Annotated in this window: 21 protein-coding genes; 13 read left to right on the plus strand and 8 right to left on the minus strand. The window is 63.0% G+C overall.

Translation table 11 applies throughout. The features are described 5' to 3' along the window. The first annotated feature begins 124 nt into the window (after positions 1-124). Entirely contained in the window at positions 125-784 is a 660-nt protein-coding gene (gene elbB / locus BUC40_RS13515) for an isoprenoid biosynthesis glyoxalase ElbB (RefSeq protein ID WP_073266539.1), read from the plus strand. A 206-nt stretch (positions 785-990) separates the two neighbouring features. On the opposite strand, the gene BUC40_RS13520 is transcribed toward elbB, so the two are convergent. The 4 genes from BUC40_RS13520 to BUC40_RS13535 are packed head-to-tail and all read right to left on the minus strand — an operon-like array spanning position 991 to position 4,595. After that, on the minus strand, positions 991-1,443 hold the full coding sequence (locus BUC40_RS13520; RefSeq protein WP_073266540.1) for a YaiI/YqxD family protein: 453 nt from the start codon (positions 1,441-1,443) through the stop codon (positions 991-993). A gap of 2 nt (positions 1,444-1,445) precedes the next feature. After that, positions 1,446-2,075 carry a homoserine/homoserine lactone efflux protein gene (gene rhtB / locus BUC40_RS13525; RefSeq protein ID WP_073266542.1) on the minus strand — a complete coding sequence of 210 codons (630 nt, stop codon included), beginning with the start codon at positions 2,073-2,075 and terminating at the stop codon, positions 1,446-1,448. A 25-nt stretch (positions 2,076-2,100) separates the two neighbouring features. Next, positions 2,101-2,676, minus strand: a complete 576-nt coding sequence (locus BUC40_RS13530) for a mechanosensitive ion channel family protein (protein ID WP_073266544.1) — start codon at positions 2,674-2,676, stop codon at positions 2,101-2,103. 8 nt (positions 2,677-2,684) lie between these two features. Continuing rightward, positions 2,685-4,595, minus strand: a complete 1,911-nt coding sequence (locus BUC40_RS13535; RefSeq protein WP_073266546.1) for an ATP-binding cassette domain-containing protein — start codon at positions 4,593-4,595, stop codon at positions 2,685-2,687. 49 nt (positions 4,596-4,644) lie between these two features. Between BUC40_RS13535 and BUC40_RS13540 the strand changes: the two genes are divergently transcribed. Both BUC40_RS13540 and BUC40_RS13545 read left to right on the plus strand, forming a co-directional pair. Continuing rightward, a complete protein-coding gene (locus BUC40_RS13540) occupies positions 4,645-5,109 on the plus strand; it encodes a TIGR02444 family protein (protein ID WP_073266548.1) in 465 nt (154 codons plus the stop codon). Positions 5,110-5,265: 156 nt separating this feature from the next. Then, complete coding sequence (locus BUC40_RS13545; protein ID WP_073266549.1) at positions 5,266-5,697, plus strand: nuclear transport factor 2 family protein; 432 nt, start codon at positions 5,266-5,268, stop codon at positions 5,695-5,697. Between the two features lie 97 nt (positions 5,698-5,794). Here BUC40_RS13545 and BUC40_RS13550 read toward each other — a convergent pair whose 3' ends face one another. Further along, a complete protein-coding gene (locus BUC40_RS13550) occupies positions 5,795-6,073 on the minus strand; it encodes a polyhydroxyalkanoic acid system family protein (RefSeq protein WP_073266551.1) in 279 nt (92 codons plus the stop codon). A 340-nt stretch (positions 6,074-6,413) separates the two neighbouring features. On the opposite strand from BUC40_RS13550, the gene ubiE reads away from it, so the two are divergent. The 10 genes from ubiE to BUC40_RS13600 all read left to right on the plus strand — a co-directional run bounded on the left by ubiE (position 6,414) and on the right by BUC40_RS13600 (position 13,511). Further along, entirely contained in the window at positions 6,414-7,184 is a 771-nt protein-coding gene (gene ubiE, locus BUC40_RS13555; RefSeq protein WP_073266553.1) for a bifunctional demethylmenaquinone methyltransferase/2-methoxy-6-polyprenyl-1,4-benzoquinol methylase UbiE, read from the plus strand. Further along, positions 7,184-7,801: a ubiquinone biosynthesis accessory factor UbiJ gene (locus tag BUC40_RS13560; RefSeq protein WP_073266555.1), complete on the plus strand. Its 618-nt coding sequence runs from the start codon at positions 7,184-7,186 to the stop codon at positions 7,799-7,801. Before ubiE ends, BUC40_RS13560 begins: the two co-directional genes overlap by 1 nt. Further along, the gene (gene ubiB, locus BUC40_RS13565; RefSeq protein ID WP_073266557.1) at positions 7,798-9,405 is read left to right on the plus strand and encodes a ubiquinone biosynthesis regulatory protein kinase UbiB; all 1,608 of its coding nucleotides are present in this window, start codon (positions 7,798-7,800) and stop codon (positions 9,403-9,405) included. Before BUC40_RS13560 ends, ubiB begins: the two co-directional genes overlap by 4 nt. A gap of 52 nt (positions 9,406-9,457) precedes the next feature. Next, the gene (gene hisI, locus BUC40_RS13570; protein WP_073266559.1) at positions 9,458-9,859 is read left to right on the plus strand and encodes a phosphoribosyl-AMP cyclohydrolase; all 402 of its coding nucleotides are present in this window, start codon (positions 9,458-9,460) and stop codon (positions 9,857-9,859) included. Then, complete coding sequence (locus tag BUC40_RS13575; RefSeq protein ID WP_073266560.1) at positions 9,852-10,193, plus strand: phosphoribosyl-ATP diphosphatase; 342 nt, start codon at positions 9,852-9,854, stop codon at positions 10,191-10,193. Before hisI ends, BUC40_RS13575 begins: the two co-directional genes overlap by 8 nt. A 24-nt stretch (positions 10,194-10,217) precedes the next feature. Further along, positions 10,218-10,490 carry a twin-arginine translocase TatA/TatE family subunit gene (locus tag BUC40_RS13580; RefSeq protein WP_073266562.1) on the plus strand — a complete coding sequence of 91 codons (273 nt, stop codon included), beginning with the start codon at positions 10,218-10,220 and terminating at the stop codon, positions 10,488-10,490. Between the two features lie 8 nt (positions 10,491-10,498). Beyond that, a complete protein-coding gene (tatB, locus tag BUC40_RS13585; RefSeq protein WP_073266564.1) occupies positions 10,499-10,888 on the plus strand; it encodes a Sec-independent protein translocase protein TatB in 390 nt (129 codons plus the stop codon). Next, positions 10,885-11,685 (plus strand): twin-arginine translocase subunit TatC, encoded by an 801-nt coding sequence (tatC, locus tag BUC40_RS13590; RefSeq protein WP_073266566.1) that lies wholly within the window; start codon positions 10,885-10,887, stop codon positions 11,683-11,685. Before tatB ends, tatC begins: the two co-directional genes overlap by 4 nt. Beyond that, positions 11,682-12,389, plus strand: a complete 708-nt coding sequence (locus BUC40_RS13595) for a 16S rRNA (uracil(1498)-N(3))-methyltransferase (RefSeq protein ID WP_073266568.1) — start codon at positions 11,682-11,684, stop codon at positions 12,387-12,389. The genes tatC and BUC40_RS13595 overlap by 4 nt, the downstream gene beginning before the upstream one ends. Before the next feature lie 228 nt (positions 12,390-12,617). Then, positions 12,618-13,511, plus strand: a complete 894-nt coding sequence (locus BUC40_RS13600) for an acyltransferase (RefSeq protein WP_073266570.1) — start codon at positions 12,618-12,620, stop codon at positions 13,509-13,511. Positions 13,512-13,769: 258 nt separating this feature from the next. On the opposite strand, the gene BUC40_RS13605 is transcribed toward BUC40_RS13600, so the two are convergent. From BUC40_RS13605 to purU, 3 genes are all read right to left on the minus strand, one after another. Continuing rightward, positions 13,770-14,204 carry a VOC family protein gene (locus BUC40_RS13605; protein WP_073266572.1) on the minus strand — a complete coding sequence of 145 codons (435 nt, stop codon included), beginning with the start codon at positions 14,202-14,204 and terminating at the stop codon, positions 13,770-13,772. A 106-nt stretch (positions 14,205-14,310) separates the two neighbouring features. Beyond that, complete coding sequence (gene fdhA, locus BUC40_RS13610) at positions 14,311-15,510, minus strand: formaldehyde dehydrogenase, glutathione-independent (protein ID WP_073266574.1); 1,200 nt, start codon at positions 15,508-15,510, stop codon at positions 14,311-14,313. Between the two features lie 219 nt (positions 15,511-15,729). Continuing rightward, complete coding sequence (gene purU / locus BUC40_RS13615; protein WP_073266576.1) at positions 15,730-16,587, minus strand: formyltetrahydrofolate deformylase; 858 nt, start codon at positions 16,585-16,587, stop codon at positions 15,730-15,732. Positions 16,588-16,783: the final 196 nt, after the last annotated feature.

Here is a 16,783-nt window from a genome sequence, read left to right on the forward strand (position 1 = left end):
CCGAGACGTTCAAAAGGCTGTAACAATTGGACGACTGGCCAGTCATACCATTAAGCAGTTTTTCCAAAGCGAGCACCTCGCCACCCGTGCCATGCGGCGCTCGCCTTTCATCAGGAGTAGGTCGATGAACAAGAAAGTTGCAGTGATTCTTTCCGGTTGTGGCGTCTACGACGGTTCGGAGATCCACGAAAGCGTCATCACCCTGCTGCGCCTCGATCAGCGTGGCGCCCACGTGCAGTGCTTCGCTCCCGATATCGACCAGGCCCACGTGATCAACCACCTCAAGGGCGAGGAAATGCAGCCAGCCCGCAATGTGCTGGTGGAATCGGCCCGCATCGCCCGCGGCAATATCAAGGATGTGCGTGAACTGCGTGCCGACGACTTCGATGCGTTGATCGTGCCGGGCGGCTTTGGCGCCGCCAAGAACCTCTCCGACTTCGCCAGCAAGGGCGCCGACTGCAGCGTGCAGGCTGATGTGCTGGCCGCCGCACAATCGTTCGTAAGCGCCGCCAAACCGGTCGGCCTGATCTGCATCGCCCCGGCCATGGCGGCACGCATCTTTGGTGCCGGCGTGACCTGCACCATCGGCAACGATGCCGACACCGCCGCCGCGCTGACGCAAATGGGCGCCGAGCACGTCGAATGCCATGTCGAAGATATCGTCGAAGACAACGAGCGCAAGCTGGTAACGACTCCAGCCTACATGCTCGCCAACTCCATCGCCGAAGCAGCGTCGGGCATCAATAAGCTGGTCGACCGGGTGCTGGAGCTGACCCACGAGTGACGACCAGCTGCGCGTCGGCTCTGCGGCGTTAAAAACGGGTTCGGAATGCCGCTTGCGGCTAACGCGCTTCAGCGCGGCCCGAAGGGCGAGCGAAGCGAGTAATGCTCATGTACAAAAGTACACTCCGCTTCCTCACCCGCTTTTGCGGGGGCGCCTAGCCCTTACAGAGCTCTAGCTAGCAAGCCCGTCAACGAGTAAGGGAAACCTCAACCGCGCGACAGACGCGTCAGCAAGCGATCCAGCGAGTTGGCGAACGCCTGGCGATCCTTGTCTCCATAAGCACCCTGACCACCACCGACCTGCCCCTGCTCACGCAGGTCGGTAAACAGGTTACGCACCGCAAGACGTTCGCCCATATTGCGTTCGTCGAACTCCTTGCCACGCGGATCCAGCGCTAGGATGCCCTTCTTGACGAGGCGATCGGCCAGCGGCACATCGCTGCAGATCACCAACTCGCCTGGCACGGCATGCTCTACCAGGTAATCGTCCGCCGCATCGGGGCCACTCGGCACCACGATCAGCTTCACGCAGGCGAAGTTGGGCCGCGCCACGGCCTGGCCAGCGACCAGCACCACCTCGAAATTACGCTTGAGGGCGAACTTGACCACCTGATCGCGGGCCAGCCGCGGGCAGGCGTCGGCGTCGATCCAGACACGCATGCTCAGAGTGGTGCGCGGCGCACGGTGGCCAACAAGGCAGCGGCACCAACGAACAGGGCACCGAAGCTGCGGTTCATGATGCGCTGCTGACGCGGGGTGCGCAGCAGACGCAGCACGCGCACTGCCAGCCCGGTATAGCCAGCCATGACGATCAGGTCGACGGTGACCATGGTCACGCCAATGATCAGGTACTGCTCGGTCAGCGGTGCATGGGGATTGATGAACTGCGGCAGCACCGCGAGCATGAAAACGATGGCCTTGGGGTTGCCGAAGTTCACCAGAAAGCCACGCAGCACTAGGCTCAATGGTCGGCCGATGGGGCGCTCACCGCCGACGTTCATGTCGGCAGGCAGCGCGCGCCACTGGCACCAGCCGAGGTACAGCAGGTACACCACGCCAAACCATTTGATCAGGGTGAAGGCCAGTGCCGAAGTCGCCAGAATCGCCCCGACGCCAGCCGCGACGATGGCGATCTGCAGCGCCAGACCGAGCTGCAGACCCAAAGCATTCCAGTAGCCGCGCCAGAAACCGTATTGCAGCCCTGCCGACATCGAGGCGATGGCACCGGCCCCCGGCGACAGGCTGATCAGCCAGCAGGCAACGAGAAAAGCGAGCCAGGTTTCCAGAGCCATTTTGACGACCTCGAATTAGTGACGATCAGGGTTCGATCTTGCGTGCTGCCGGTACATCACCGTTGCGCCAGCGCCTTACGGCCTTCTGGAAAAACAGGCTGTTGGGAATCTGTACCCAGGTGCCTGGCGCGTCGCCGGTCAGGTCCTCGAGGGTGGTGTAGAACAGGTTGATGTCCAGTACACGGCCTCGTACGCCGGGTTTGTCGGCGCTTTCCAGCACCTCGACGCAATCACCGATGCGGAACGGCCCGAGGGCGAAGATCAGCAGCGCGCAGAACAGGTTCGACAATACGCTCCAGATGGCGAAGAAAGCGATAGCGGCAACCGCGACGAAGCCAGTCAGCGCGCCCCACAACACCTGCGCCGAAACACCAAGGCGTTCGAGCACCAGCATGAAGGCGCTGCCGAGGATCAGCCAACGGGTCAGGCCACGTAGCGGCACTAACAGCTCCGCCGGCAGCTGTGGATAACGATTACCCAAGCGGCTGATGCCGCGGGTCAGAATGCGCTGCGCCAGCCAGGCCAGTGCCAGGATCAGGATCACCTGACCGGTGCGCATCAGCGGCTGGCTCCAGGCCGTCAGCCAGGCCAGATCGATCATGTCGAGATTCAACCTATTGCCTCCAATTCCTGTTGCAAGGTTTCCAGGGTCTCCAGTGCTTCTAGCCACTGTTCTTCCAGTTCAGCCTCACGGCTCTTGAGCACGGCCTGGTCGGCCAGCGCCTGGCGCAACTCGTCCTTGCGAGCAGCCTCGTAAATGCCGCTATCGCCCAGGCGCTCTTCCAATGCAGCGAGCTTGCCCTGTACCTGGCCGAGTTCGGCCTCGAGCTTGTCCGCAGCCTTCTTGTGCGGCGCCAGTTGCTGACGCAACGCGGCAGCGGCCTGGCGCTGACCACGCTTGTCGTTGCCTGCCCCAGCCGGCGCTGGGGCCGTCGGAGCAGCCTGACGCTGACGGTAATCCACCAGCCAGCGGGCGTAATCCTCCAGATCACCATCGAACGGCGCCACGCGGCCATCGGCCACCAGCAGGAATTCGTCAGTGGTGCTCTTGAGCAAATGACGGTCGTGGGATACCACCACCACAGCGCCAGCGAACTCCTGCAGGGCCATGGTCAGTGCCAGGCGCATTTCCAGGTCGAGGTGGTTGGTCGGCTCATCGAGCAGCAGCAGGTTGGGCTTGCCCCAGGCGATCAGCGCCAGGGCCAAGCGCGCCTTCTCGCCACCGGAGAAATTCAGTACCGGCTCGTCGCAGCGCGGGCCGCGGAAGTCGAAACCGCCGAGGAAATCACGCAGGGTCTGCTCACGCTCGCCCGGCGCAATCCGTTGCAAATGCAGCAGCGGGCTGGCCTTGTCGTCCAGCGAGTCGAGTTGGTGCTGGGCGAAGTAGCCGATCACCAGGTTTTCGCCGCGGGTCAGGCTGCCACTCAGCGGCTGCAGCTCGGCGGAGAGGTTCTTGATCAGCGTCGACTTTCCCGCGCCGTTGGGGCCGAGCAGGCCGATGCGCGCGCCCGGCACCAGGCTCAGTTTGACCTGCTGCAGGATGGTCTTGTCGCCGTAACCCAGGCGGCCTTCGCTGAGGCTGAGCAGCGGTGTAGAAATCTTGTCGGCCTCGCGGAACACGAAGTCGAAGGGCGAATCGACGTGAGCCGCGCTCAGCTCCTCCATGCGCTCCAGAGCCTTGATGCGGCTCTGCGCCTGACGGGCCTTGGTGGCCTGGGCCTTGAAGCGGGCGATGTACTTTTCCATGTGCGCGCGCTGCGCCTGCTGCTTTTCGTACGCTTGCTGCTGCTGGGCCAGGCGCTCGGCGCGGGTGCGCTCGAAGGCCGAGTAGCCGCCGCGGTACAGGGTCAGCTTGCGCTGCTCGACATGGGCGACGTGATCGACCACCGCATCGAGAAAATCCCGGTCGTGGGAAATCAGCAGCAAAGTGCCGGGATAGCTCTGCAACCAGCCTTCGAGCCAGAGAATGGCGTCGAGATCCAGGTGGTTGGTAGGCTCGTCGAGCAGCAGCAGGTCGGACGGGCACATCAGCGCCTGGGCCAGGTTCAGGCGCATCCGCCAGCCACCGGAGAAGTCGCCGACACGGCGATCCATCTGCGCGTTGTCGAAGCCCAGGCCGGCCAGCAGCTTGCGCGCCCGGGCATCGGCGGTGTAGCCGTCGGCGCTGTCCAGTTCGGTATGCAGGCGGGCAATAGCAGTGCCGTCGTGGTTCTGCTCGGCAATCGCCAGTTCGGCCTGCACGCGGCGCAGGGTGTGGTCGCCGTCGAGCACGTAGTCCACAGCCTGGCGCTCGAGGGTGTCGATCTCCTGGCGCATGTGGGCGATGCGCCAGTCACCGGGCAGTAGGCAATCGCCCGAGTCCGGCGTCAACTCGCCGCGCAATAAAGCGAACAGGCTGGACTTGCCGGCGCCGTTGGCACCGATCAGACCGGCCTTGTGGCCGGCGTGCAGGGTCAGCTCGGCGTTCTCGAGCAAACGCTGAGGGCCACGCTGTAGGGTAAGATTCTGGAGTCGGATCATAATGGCGGCGGATTCTACCAGAGTCCCCCGCCGCATACTCGGAGCACGCATGAGCGCTGACCTGTGGACCTTCGCCACCACATTGTACGCCAAGCCTGGCGTGGAAGCTGCCTGCCTCGCCCTACAAGACGCTGGTGCGGATGTCTGCCTGGTGCTCTGCGGCCTTTGGCTTGACCAACGCGGCGCGGCGCACAGCGCCGAACGCGAGGTGCAATTGCGGCAGATCGCTCAGGGTTGGCAGCATGAGGTGATCGAACCAATCAGAACGCTACGTCGCTCATGGCGTGCAGCCGCCATGGGAGATGCGGCCTTGGCGACCCTGCGCAAACGTCTTCAGCAACTTGAACTGGACGCCGAGCGCGAGCAGCTGCAACGCCTGCAAGCGCACAGCGCAAGCTGGCGGGGCTCAGCCGGCACACACCTGCGGCGCTGGCTGGACGCACTAACCCCCAGAGGTGCGATCACCACACAGAATGCCAGCGACCGCCTGCACACCGCCCGCCTGGCCGAATAATGGCTAAAAGCCACGCGGCACAAGCCTTTCGGCCGGGCTCACAAGCGACCGATAACTCTTGTCATAAACTAAAAATCAGCTAAGTTGTACGACGACGGATAACCGTCAATGACTCAGCGCCGCTAGTCCCAACAACTACAAAAAAGGGTTCTATACATGAAGAAGCTGAAACTGCTGGTAGGTTTTTTGTGCCTGTTTTCTGGTTTTGTAGCCGCTGCACCTGCTGACGAAACCGACGTCGCCGCTGCCGTCGACAAGCTCACCCACGCCATGCTGCACAAGGACATCGCACAGCTAGAAGCGTTGACCGCCGATAACCTCACTTATGGCCACTCCAGCGGCAACATTCAGGACAAGAAAGCCTTCATCTCGGATATCGAAACCGGCAAGAGCGCCTTTAAGGAACTGAAGATGCTCAACCAGAAGATCACTCTGTCGGGCGACGTAGCCCTGGTGCGTCACCACTTCTCGGCTCAGGCGATCAACAAGGAAAAGGGCATCGTTCCGACGGAAATCGAGAACTTCCAGATCTGGCAGAAACAGGACGGCAAGTGGCTGCTGATCGGCCGCCAGGCATTTCGATTCTAGCTAAAAGCGCCTTGGGTACCTCGCAACCGAGGTGCCCCAAGGCTCTGTATGAAAAGTACCTTCGCGCCGGTGATGTTGCGTTTACCGCTCGGCCGCTTCAGGCACTCAACTCCTTATCCAGCACTTCCTCGATCTCGCTCTTGATCTTGCCGCTCATCACCGACAGCAGCAGGCCGAGGTTGAGTTGCAGGTGGACGCGGTCTTCGCTGACTTCGATGCGCCCGTCGGCACCGCTGCGTTTGAATTCCAAGGTGTCGCCCTTCCATTGGTAGCGCACGTCGTACTCGCGGGCCAAGCGTTCGGCGAGCTTTTCAGCCTTGCCACGGGCGGCCTCGATGCCCAGGTTGTGGGGGCGGTCGACGGTGATTTTGGCCATCATGGCTCTCCTGACTGAAAACGCGGGCGGGGCAATATACAAGAAGCGCCGTGTGAGCCACTACCGCGCTTGCAGCCGGCACCGGGCTTTTGGGTTTAGAATGCCGCCATTCGGCGCTGTAGAAGTTGTTGAACAGGCCGTGAACCCGCCTGCCATGCAGAGACTCGATGGAAACGCTTATTTACCTCGGTAAACTCGCCTTTTCGCTTGTCTGACTCACTGGCACGCTGCGATGAGACGAGCCTGGCGCTGTCTCATGATCACGGTCACGCCATGTTGGGCTTCGCGCCCGCACACTGAGCAGATGCCAACGCCTCCCGGACTTCAGGAAAAAGGCCACATGAACGATCCGCGCAAGAACGACAGCAGCGAACCCACCACCCACTTCGGCTTCCAGGACGTTCCGGAAAGCCGCAAGGCGGAAAAGGTCGCCGAGGTGTTCCATTCGGTGGCCGCCAAATACGACCTGATGAACGACCTGCTTTCCGGCGGCATGCACCGCCTGTGGAAGCGTTTCACCATCGAGCTGTCCGGTGTGCGCAGCGGTAACCGGGTGCTCGACATCGCCGGCGGCACCGGTGATCTGGCCCGCCAGTTCTCGCGCATCGTCGGCGAAACCGGCGAAGTGGTGCTGGCCGACATCAACGCCTCGATGCTCAAGGTTGGCCGCGACCGCCTGCTCGACCGCGGCGTGTCGGGCAACATATCCTTCGTGCAGGCCGACGCCGAGAAGCTGCCCTTCCCGGACAACCACTTCGACTGCGTGACCATCGCCTTCGGCCTGCGCAACGTCACCCATAAAGACGCTGCAATCGCCTCCATGCTGCGTGTGCTCAAGCCTGGCGGCCGCTTGCTGGTGCTGGAGTTCTCCAAGCCGAAAAGCACCCTGCTGTCGAAGATCTACGACACCTACTCGTTCAACTTCATGCCGCTGGTGGGCAAGCTAGTCACCAATGACGCCGACAGCTACCGCTACCTGGCCGAGTCGATCCGCATGCACCCGGATCAGGACACCCTCAAGGCGATGATGCTGGACGCCGGCTTCGACCGTGTGACCTACCACAACATGACCGGCGGCATCGTCGCCCTGCACCGCGGTATCAAGCCCTGATGCTGACTCAGGCCCTGTTCGCTACCGTCGAGCGCGGCCTCAACCGCGTACTCGCGCTGGACAGCACCGCGCTGCCGCGCCTGGCCAAGCTCAATGGCAAGGTGATCGCGGTTCAGGCGCAGGCCCCGGCGGTGCAGCTGTTCATCCTCGCTGACGGCCAGGGTCTGCGCCTTGCCGGCCAGTGGGCCGGCGCGGTCGATTGCACCTTGCATGCGCCCGCCAGTGCGCTGCTGCGCCTGGCGCTAGCCAAAGACAAACAGGCCGTTTTGCATGAGCCCGAAGTAGACCTCGATGGCGACAGCGGCGCGCTGATGGAGCTGGCCGGCGTGCTGCAAGATCTCGACCTGGATTGGGAATACGAGCTGTCGCGCTGGCTCGGCCCGGTGCCGACCGCCTTGCTGGCCGGTCACCTGCGCAGCCGCGCCGGCTGGACCCGCGAGAACCTGCACAGCCTGCAACTGAGCCTGGCCGATTACCTCAGCGAAGAATCTCGCACCCTGGTCGGCAAACGTGAGGCCGATGCCCGCTTCGCCGAACTCGATGACCTGAAACTTTCCCTCGACCGTCTCGACGCGCGCATCGAGCGCCTCGCCCAACGCCATAAGCCCATCGCATGAAGCTGCTTGCCGTTCGTCGTCTGTTGCGCATCCTCTACGTGGTCATCCGCTACCGCCTGGATGACATGCTGTTCGCCCTGCCGCTGCCATTCTGGCTGCGCGCACCGCGCTTCCTGCTGCCGTGGCGCTGGGTGCCGCGCCGCAAGTCGCAGCTCAATCGCGGCCAAAGCCTGCGCTTGGCTCTCGAGGAGCTGGGCCCGATCTTCATCAAGTTCGGCCAACTGCTGTCCACGCGCCGCGACCTGCTGCCGCCGGATATCGCCGACGAACTGGCGCACCTGCAGGATCGTGTGCCGCCGTTCGACCCGGCCAAATCCCTGGCTTTGATCGAGGAGCAACTCGGCGTGCCGGTCGGCGTGGCCTTCGCCCGCTTCGACACCGAACCGCTGGCCTCTGCCTCGGTTGCCCAGGTGCACGCCGCGCAGCTGAAAAGCGGCGAGGAAGTGGTCGTCAAAGTGGTGCGCCCCGGCCTCAAGCCGATCATCAAGGCCGATATGGCCTGGCTGTTCCTGCTCGCCAAGATCGCCGAGCGCGCCTCGGCCGAAGCCCGTCGCCTCCACCCGGTCGACGTGGTCAGCGATTACGAGAAAACCATCTACGACGAGCTCGATCTGTTGCGCGAGGCCGCCAACGCCAGCCAGCTGCGCCGCAACTTCGAGAATTCCGGCCTGCTCTACGTGCCGCAGGTGTACTGGGACTGGTGCCGCCCCAAGGTGCTGGTGATGGAGCGCATCTACGGCATCCAGGTCAACGACATGGCAACCCTGGCCGACCAGCGCACCGACATGAAACTGCTGGCCGAGCGCGGCGTGGAGATCTTCTTCACCCAGGTGTTCACCCATAGCTTCTTCCACGCCGACATGCACCCAGGCAACATTTTCGTCAGCACCCGCACGCCGTGGAACCCGCAGTACATCGCCATCGACTGCGGCATCATCGGCAGCCTCACGCCTGAAGATCAGGACTACCTAGCGCGCAACCTGGTGGCGTTCTTCAAACGCGATTACCGCAAGGTCGCGCAGCTGCACATCGACTCGGGCTGGGTGCCGCAGGAAACCCACGTCAACGATTTCGAGGCGGCGATCCGCACCGTGTGCGAGCCAATCTTCGAGCGCCCGCTGAAGGATATTTCCTTCGGCCTGCTGCTGATGCGCCTGTTCCAGACCGCGCGGCGCTTCAACATGGAAATCCAGCCGCAGTTGGTTTTGCTGCAAAAAACCCTGCTGAACATCGAAGGCCTGGGCCGCCAGCTGTACCCCGACCTGGACCTGTGGACCACCGCCCAGCCGTTCCTGGAGCGCTGGATGCGCGAACGCGTCAGCCCGCGCAACGTTATGCACAACCTGCAGAGCCAGGTCGAGCAGTTGCCGCACCTGGCCAACATGACCCGCAGTCTGCTCGAGCGCATGGCCCAGCCCCACGCCAACGACCCACCTCCGCCCTGGCGCGAACGCGACGGCTGGGCGGTGCGACTGATCGGCGCCGCCTTGATCGGCGGCGGCGTGGTGACGGCCCTTGGCCTGGGCAACCTGAGCGAGCCGGCCACCGCCTGGCCGGCCTGGCTGATGAGCGCCAGCGGCCTGTACCTGATCCTGCGCCGATAGCCAGCCCGCACAGCGGCTGGCACACTTGGCTTCGAGAGAAGATGGAAACGCAATGAACGACTGGCTAGATGAGATCAAGTGGGACGACAACGGCCTGGTGCCGGCCATCGCCCAGGACCACCAGACCGGGCGCATCCTGATGATGGCCTGGATGAACCGCGAAGCCCTGGCGCTGACCGCCAGCGAGGGGCGTGCCATCTATTGGTCACGTTCGCGTGGCAAGCTGTGGCGCAAGGGCGAGGAGTCCGACCATGTGCAAAAGCTGCATGAGCTGCGCCTGGACTGCGACGCCGACGTGATCGTGCTGATGGTCGAACAGCTCGGCGGCATCGCCTGTCACACCGGCCGCGAGAGTTGCTTCTATCGCGTGTTTGAGAACGGTGCCTGGAAGACCGTCGATGCGGTGCTGAAAGATCCGCACACCATCTATTCGCCGGAGCACCGCCATGACTGATACCCTCACCCGCCTGGCTGAAGTGCTGGAGTCGCGCAAGGGCGCGGCGCCGGATAGCTCATACGTGGCCAGCCTGTACCACAAGGGCCTGAACAAGATTCTGGAAAAGGTCGGCGAGGAATCGGTGGAAACCATTCTCGCCGCCAAGGACGCAGCCGCCAGTGGTGACTGCAGCGACCTGATCTACGAAACCGCCGACCTGTGGTTCCACAGTCTGGTCATGCTGGCCGCGCTGGATCAGCACCCGCAGGCGGTGCTCGATGAACTGGATCGCCGCTTCGGCTTGTCGGGGCATGCGGAAAAAGCCGCGCGCAGCGACAACGACACTCAATAAAGACACTGACGAGGACAACCAAACATGGGCATTTTCGACTGGAAACACTGGGTCGTCATTCTGATCGTCGTGGTGCTGGTGTTCGGTACCAAGAAGCTCAAGAATCTGGGCTCGGACGTCGGTGAAACCATCAAGGGCTTCCGCAAGGCGATGAACGAGGATGACGGTAAGCCGGCCGAGCCGCATGCGCAACAGCCGCAGCAGCCACAACAGCCGTACCAACAGCAACCGCTGAACCAGCCGCACACCGTTGAAGGCCAGGCCAGCAAAGTCGAAGAACCGCTGCGCAAAGACTGAGGCAAAGCATGTTCGGTATCAGTTTCAGCGAGCTGTTGCTGGTCGGGCTGGTAGCCCTGCTGGTGCTAGGCCCCGAGCGTCTGCCTGGCGCAGCGCGCACGGCGGGGCTGTGGATCGGTCGCATCAAGCGCAGCTTCAATTCGATCAAGGAAGAAGTCGAGCGCGAGATCGGCGCCGACGAAATCCGTCGGCAACTGCATAACGAACGCATCCTGGAACTGGAGCGCGAGATGCAGGCGGTCAAGAACGACATCCTGCCGCCCGCGCCCCAGGCCAGCGTGCCACCGCCACCGGTCGTCGAGCCCGCTGCACAAGCACCGGCCGAGCCTGCACCGGCGCCTGCCGCATCGCCCTCTCCGGCGCCCGCCGCAACCCAGGACAAGACGCCGCAATCATGAGTCGCCTTCCCGACAACGACCAAGAAATGCCGCTGGTTTCCCATCTCGCCGAGCTGCGCACGCGCTTGCTGCGCTGCGTGGCAGCGATCTTTCTGATCTTCGCCGGACTGTTCTACTTCGCTCAGAAGATCTACACCCTGGTTTCCGCACCGCTGCGCCAGTATCTGCCCGAAGGCGCGACGATGATCGCCACCGACGTGGCCTCGCCGTTCCTGACGCCCTTCAAGCTGACCATGATCGTCGCGGTATTCCTGGCCATGCCGGTGATCCTGCATCAGGTCTGGGGCTTTATCGCGCCGGGGCTTTACAAACACGAGAAGCGCATCGCCATCCCGCTGCTGATCTCTAGCATCATCCTGTTCTACGCTGGCATCGCCTTCGCCTACTTTCTGGTGTTCCCGATCATCTTCCATTTCTTCGCCAGCGTGACGCCCGAAGGCGTGTCGATGATGACCGACATCGCCAGCTACCTCGATTTCATCATGACCCTGTTCTTCGCTTTCGGCCTGGCCTTCGAAGTGCCGGTGGCCGTGGTGTTGCTGATTTGGATCGGTATCGTCGACGTGGCATACCTGCGCAAGATCCGCCCGTACGTGATCATCGGCTGCTTCGTGGTCGGCATGATCCTCACCCCGCCGGATATCTTCTCCCAGACCCTGCTGGCGGTGCCGATGTGGCTGCTGTTCGAGCTCGGCATCCTGGCCGGCAGCCTGATCCGCACACGCCGCGGTGAACCGGATGAAGAAGGCGAAGACGAAAACGCACCGACCGACCAGCCGCCCAGCGTCCAGCCATGAACCTGCTGCTGCTCGATGACGGCGACTTCGTCGCAGTCGACCGGGTGCGTTTGAGCGGCCGCCGCCTCACCCATCTCAATGAAGTGCACCGCGCTGAGAACGGCGACACCTTGCGTGTCGGCCGCCTTGGCGGGCAGATGGGCCGCGGCCAGCTGCTGCAGCTGGATACGACTAGCGCAGAGCTGCAGGTCGCCTTCGACCAGGCGCCACCGACCAAACTGCCGATCACCCTGCTGCTCGCCCTGCCCCGCCCGAAGATGCTCAAGCGCGTGCTGCAGGGCGTCAGCGCTATGGGCGTGCCGCGCTTGATCCTGCTCAACAGCTACCGAGTGGAAAAGAGCTTCTGGCAGACGCCCTTTCTCGAGCCGGAAGCGATTCGCGAACAACTGATCCTCGGCCTGGAGCAGGCCCGCGATACGGTGCTGCCCGAGGTGATCATCGAGAAGCGCTTCAAGCCCTTCGTCGAGGACCGCCTGCCGCAGCTGGCCGCCGGCACCCTCGGCCTGACCGGCCACCCCGGCGATTACCCGCCCTGCCCACGCGCCGTCGAGCAACCGGTAACCCTGGCCATAGGCCCGGAAGGCGGCTGGATTCCCTATGAGGTCGAGAAACTGGCCGAGGCGGGCCTCCAGCCAGTGCAGCTGGGTGAGCGGATCTTGCGGGTGGAAACGGCGGTGACGGCGCTGCTGGCTCGGTTGTTCTAGCCCCGTAGGGTGGATGGCGCTTTTTTCATCCACCGTTGCGATTGCAGAGCGGTGGACGGGTGAAGCGTCGTCCACCCTACAAAAGCAGCAGCGCCCAATGTCCGCTTCTACCTTAAAAAAGCCATCGTATAGCAACGGGACATCCGGTAACGCCTTGCCCTACGCAACGATTTGGCGCCAGCATGCGCTCTGCCTATGATGAACACTTCGTGCCCTCAAGGAGCTGTCATGCGCCGTCTGCTCACCGGCATCACCGTCATCCTTCTGTTGCTGCTCAACACGCTGATCCTGATCGGGCCGATGATGCTTATTGCCCTCGGCAGGTTGGTGCTGCCCGGAGAGGCGCTGAAGGCGGCCTGTTCGCGCCAGGTGATGAATATCGCCGAGGCCTGGGCAGAGAACTGCAAGCGTATCTTCGCCGCCCTCACGCCAACCCAGTGGGATATCCATGGCAACGCCGAGCTGCGCCAGGACACTTCCTACCTGATCATCAGCAACCACCAGTCGTGGGTGGATATTCCCGCGCTGGTGCAGGCCTTCAACCGCAAGACGCCCTACTTCAAGTTCTTCCTCAAACAGCAGCTGATCTGGGTGCCCTTTCTCGGCCTGGCGTTCTGGGCGCTGGATTACCCGTTCATGAAGCGCTACAGCAAGGCCAAGCTGGAGAAGTACCCGCACCTCAAGGGCCAGGATCTGGAGATCACCCGGCGCGCCTGCGAGAAGTTTCGCGATCTGCCGGTCACGGTGGTCAACTACCTCGAAGGCACCCGCTTCACCCCGGCCAAACAGGCACAGCAGGGCTCGCCGTACCGCTATCTGCTCAAGCCCAAGGCGGGAGGGGTGGCCTTCGTGCTGGCCGCGCTGGGTGAACAGCTCGACGCGATTCTCGACGTCACAATTGTCTACCCGGAAGGCAAGCCGCCCGGCTTCTGGAAGCTGGCCAGCGGCCAGGTGCCAAAGGTCATCATGGATATCCGCACCCGCGCGCTGGAGCCTGCGCTGTGGCAAGGCGACTACCAGAACGACCCGGATTTTCGCCTGCATGTGCAAGAGTGGGTCAGCGGGCTGTGGGAAGAGAAGGATGCGCTGATCGCCAGGCTGAAGCAGGAAACCAGGGGCTGAACCTGCTCTAACAGGCCGTTGAAAAACTACCTACGTTGCCGGCACATCGTTAAAAACAGCCTCGCGTGCGAGCCCAGTCAAAATGCTCATGTACAACTCGTACACTCCGCTTTTGACTCACTGCGTTCGCCCTACGGGCCAGCCTTCGGCTGTTACTGCGCTGCGCTACGTTTCGGCTGTTTTTGCGGGGCCGCCATCGGCCTCGCTCCGGCGGCCTCGCTGACGTTTTTCAACGGCCTGCTAGCCGGAGCAGATCGATCAATCCGGCAGGATCATATGGCCGGCCTCATCGAGTGGCGCGAAGGGATTGTGCGCCAGTTCCCAGAGATGGCCATCGGGGTCGGCGAAGTAGCCCGAGTAACCACCCCAGAACACTTTTTCAGGCGCCTTGACCTGCCGCGCGCCCGAGGCAACAGCGAGCGCCATAGCGGCGTCGACGGCCTCGGGACTTTCCAGATTATGCGCCAGGGTGACGCCAGAAAAGCCCGCCGGCCCGGCTTCAGGCAGGTTGGCGTCCTTTGCCAGTTCCTCGCGTGAGAACAAGCCCAGGGCAAGTCCCTTGAGCTTGATGAACACGATCTGCTCCTGGGAAGCGGACGAGCGCGTCCAGCCCAGTCGCTCGTAGAAGGCGGCGCTGGCCTGTACATCGGCAACGCCCAGGGTGATCAGGGAAATCCGTCGGTCAAAGCTCATGGGGTGCTCCTTGCAGGTCGAGCCTGACAGGGTAGCAGCCACGTCTGCAGCCGGAAGAAAGGATGGGTAAAGAAAAAGCGGAGCCTTATGGCTCCGCTTTCTGGTTTCATGCTGCGCTGAAGGTCTTGTGCGGGTCGATGACGAATTTCTTCGGCACGCCGGCATCGAACTCGCCGTAACCGCGCGGCGCGTCGTCCAGGCTGATCACCTGCACGCCAACCACTTCGGCGATGTTGATGCGATCCCACATGATGGCCTGCATCAGCGCGCGGTTGTACTTCATCACCGGGGTCTGGCCGGTATGGAAGCTGTGCGACTTGGCCCAGCCGAGGCCGAAGCGGATGCTCAGGCTGCCGATCTTCGCCGCGGCGTCCACCGCGCCCGGGTCTTCGGTGACGTAGAGGCCGGGAATACCGATCTTGCCGGCGACCCGAACCACGCCCATCAGCGAGTTGAGCACCGTAGCAGGCGCTTCGTGCTGGGCACCGGCATGGCCGTGGCCGCGGGCTTCGAAGCCCACCGCGTCGACCGCGCAATCCACTTCTGGCTCACCGAGCAGGTCGGCGATCTGTTCGTGCAGTGGCGTGTCCTTGGACAGGTCGGCGATCTCGAAGCCCTGGGCCTTGGCGTGGGCCAGGCGCACTGGGTTGACGTCACCGACGATCACCACTGCGGCACCCAGCAAACGCGCCGAGGCCGCAGCAGCCAGGCCAACCGGGCCGGCACCGGCGATGTACACCGTGCTGCCCGGGCCAACGCCCGCGGTGACGGCGCCGTGGTAGCCGGTTGGCAGAATGTCGGAGAGGCAGGTCAGGTCGCGGATTTTCTCCATGGCCTTGTCGCGGTCTGGCAGTTTGAGCAGGTTGAAGTCGGCGTACGGCACCAGCACGTACTCGGCCTGGCCGCCGGTCCAGTCGCCCATGTCCACATAGCCGTAGGCGCCGCCAGCACGCGCCGGGTTGACGGTCAGGCATACGCCGGTGTGCTGCTCCTTGCAGGAGCGGCAGCGGCCGCAGGCGACGTTGAAGGGTACGGAAACCAGATCACCAATCTTCAGGTTCTCGACATCGCTGCCCTTCTCGATCACCTCACCGGTGATCTCGTGGCCCAGCACCAGGCCGACCTGAGCGGTGGTACGGCCACGCACCATGTGCTGGTCGGAGCCGCAAATGTTGGTGGAAACGACCTTGAGGATGACCCCGTGCTCGATCTTGCGACCACGTGGATCCTGCATCTTCGGATAGTCGATCTTCTGGACTTCGACCTTGCCTGCGCCGAGATAGACGACACCGCGATTACCAGACATATAAATCTCCTTTCTTCTTGTGGATGCAAGGCGCGGAGGTCTTGCACTGGAGTATTGAAGCGCCTGTCTCGGCACCCGCCGGTAAGGGCAGGACGGCTACCGAGCTGTCGCGCCGACAATGGAGGCAGCGCGAATGGGTTTAGCCAGACTAGCTAGCATGCGCCGAGGCCGTGGATACAAAACCGACAGCCGCCGTTCTCTGTGCGGCACTCACTCCGCCTAGAGGACTACGGTGCGATTGGCGTTGAGAAACACCCGGCGTTCGAGGAAATAGCCGACTGCGCGGGCCAGGGTCAGGCATTCGATATCGCGGCCTTTTGCCACCAGATCCTCGGGGTAGTGCGCATGATCGACGCTTTCCACGCCCTGGGTGATGATCGGGCCTTCATCCAGGTCGTTGTTGATGAAGTGGGCGGTGGCACCGACCAGCTTCACACCCTTCTGGTACGCCTGGTGATAGGGCTTGGCGCCCTTAAAGCCGGGCAGCAGCGAGTGGTGGATGTTGATCGCGCGGCCATCGAGCTTGCGGCACAGGTCGGCGGACAGCACCTGCATGTAGCGGGCGAGCACCACCAGCTCGGCGCCGGTGTCCTCAACCACCTGAATCACCCGGCGTTCCTGGGTGGGCTTGTCGTTGGGGTCGAGGGGAAAGTGGTGGTACGGGATGCCGTGCCAGTCGGCGAGCGGCTTGAGATCCGGGTGGTTGGAGACGATGGCGGTGATATCCATCGGCAACTGGCCGGTGCGCTGGCGGTAGAGCAGATCGTTAAGGCAGTGGTCGGCCTTGGAGACCATGATCACCACCTTGGCGCGATAGCCGGGCGGCGTCAGCTCGGTGCGCATCTCGAATGGCGCGGTACGTTCGTTCAGGCCGGCGAGGAAAGTCGTCTCGTCGAAATCGGCCTGGGTGCGGAATTCGACGCGGATAAAGAAGCGATTGGCCAGGCGATCATCGAAGCTGTGGTGCTCGGTGACGTAGCAGCCCTGCTCGAACAGGTAGCGGGTCACCACGTCCACGGTGCCCAACAGGCTCGGGCAGTGGGCGGTGAGAATCCAGGTGTCGGGGGTGCGGCTCATGAAAGCGATTCCTTATGCAGATCGCTCCCATGCGCCGACCGGCAGTGCACGACGGGGAGCATCATTGGCTGCGTCCATACGCAGCCTTGGGGAGTGGTGAAGCTAAAGCAGCCCGTAGGGTGGACAACGCTCTTTTTGTCCACCATTGCGATAGTAGTACGGTGGACGGATGAAGCGTCAGCTACGCGCCCCGGTC

This window comes from Phytopseudomonas punonensis, assembly GCF_900142655.1.
GTDB classification, from domain to species: Bacteria; Pseudomonadota; Gammaproteobacteria; order Pseudomonadales; family Pseudomonadaceae; genus Aquipseudomonas; species Aquipseudomonas punonensis.

Excerpts from the sequence above, each read along its gene's own strand:
- BUC40_RS13580 (WP_073266562.1), top strand. The coding sequence starts at position 10,218 with ATGGGCATTTTCGACTGGAAACACTGGGTCGTCATTCTGATCGTCGTG.
- BUC40_RS13595 (WP_073266568.1), top strand. The coding sequence starts at position 11,682 with ATGAACCTGCTGCTGCTCGATGACGGCGACTTCGTCGCAGTCGACCGG.
- fdhA (WP_073266574.1), bottom strand. The coding sequence starts at position 15,510 with ATGTCTGGTAATCGCGGTGTCGTCTATCTCGGCGCAGGCAAGGTCGAA.
- BUC40_RS13520 (WP_073266540.1), bottom strand. The coding sequence starts at position 1,443 with ATGCGTGTCTGGATCGACGCCGACGCCTGCCCGCGGCTGGCCCGCGAT.
- BUC40_RS13545 (WP_073266549.1), top strand. The coding sequence starts at position 5,266 with ATGAAGAAGCTGAAACTGCTGGTAGGTTTTTTGTGCCTGTTTTCTGGT.
- tatB (WP_073266564.1), top strand. The coding sequence starts at position 10,499 with ATGTTCGGTATCAGTTTCAGCGAGCTGTTGCTGGTCGGGCTGGTAGCC.
- ubiE (WP_073266553.1), top strand. The coding sequence starts at position 6,414 with ATGAACGATCCGCGCAAGAACGACAGCAGCGAACCCACCACCCACTTC.
- BUC40_RS13600 (WP_073266570.1), top strand. The coding sequence starts at position 12,618 with ATGCGCCGTCTGCTCACCGGCATCACCGTCATCCTTCTGTTGCTGCTC.
- ubiB (WP_073266557.1), top strand. The coding sequence starts at position 7,798 with ATGAAGCTGCTTGCCGTTCGTCGTCTGTTGCGCATCCTCTACGTGGTC.
- rhtB (WP_073266542.1), bottom strand. The coding sequence starts at position 2,075 with ATGGCTCTGGAAACCTGGCTCGCTTTTCTCGTTGCCTGCTGGCTGATC.
- BUC40_RS13575 (WP_073266560.1), top strand. The coding sequence starts at position 9,852 with ATGACTGATACCCTCACCCGCCTGGCTGAAGTGCTGGAGTCGCGCAAG.
- purU (WP_073266576.1), bottom strand. The coding sequence starts at position 16,587 with ATGAGCCGCACCCCCGACACCTGGATTCTCACCGCCCACTGCCCGAGC.
- tatC (WP_073266566.1), top strand. The coding sequence starts at position 10,885 with ATGAGTCGCCTTCCCGACAACGACCAAGAAATGCCGCTGGTTTCCCAT.
- BUC40_RS13530 (WP_073266544.1), bottom strand. The coding sequence starts at position 2,676 with ATGATCGATCTGGCCTGGCTGACGGCCTGGAGCCAGCCGCTGATGCGC.
- BUC40_RS13550 (WP_073266551.1), bottom strand. The coding sequence starts at position 6,073 with ATGGCCAAAATCACCGTCGACCGCCCCCACAACCTGGGCATCGAGGCC.
- BUC40_RS13560 (WP_073266555.1), top strand. The coding sequence starts at position 7,184 with ATGCTGACTCAGGCCCTGTTCGCTACCGTCGAGCGCGGCCTCAACCGC.
- hisI (WP_073266559.1), top strand. The coding sequence starts at position 9,458 with ATGAACGACTGGCTAGATGAGATCAAGTGGGACGACAACGGCCTGGTG.
- BUC40_RS13540 (WP_073266548.1), top strand. The coding sequence starts at position 4,645 with ATGAGCGCTGACCTGTGGACCTTCGCCACCACATTGTACGCCAAGCCT.
- BUC40_RS13535 (WP_073266546.1), bottom strand. The coding sequence starts at position 4,595 with ATGATCCGACTCCAGAATCTTACCCTACAGCGTGGCCCTCAGCGTTTG.
- BUC40_RS13605 (WP_073266572.1), bottom strand. The coding sequence starts at position 14,204 with ATGAGCTTTGACCGACGGATTTCCCTGATCACCCTGGGCGTTGCCGAT.
- elbB (WP_073266539.1), top strand. The coding sequence starts at position 125 with ATGAACAAGAAAGTTGCAGTGATTCTTTCCGGTTGTGGCGTCTACGAC.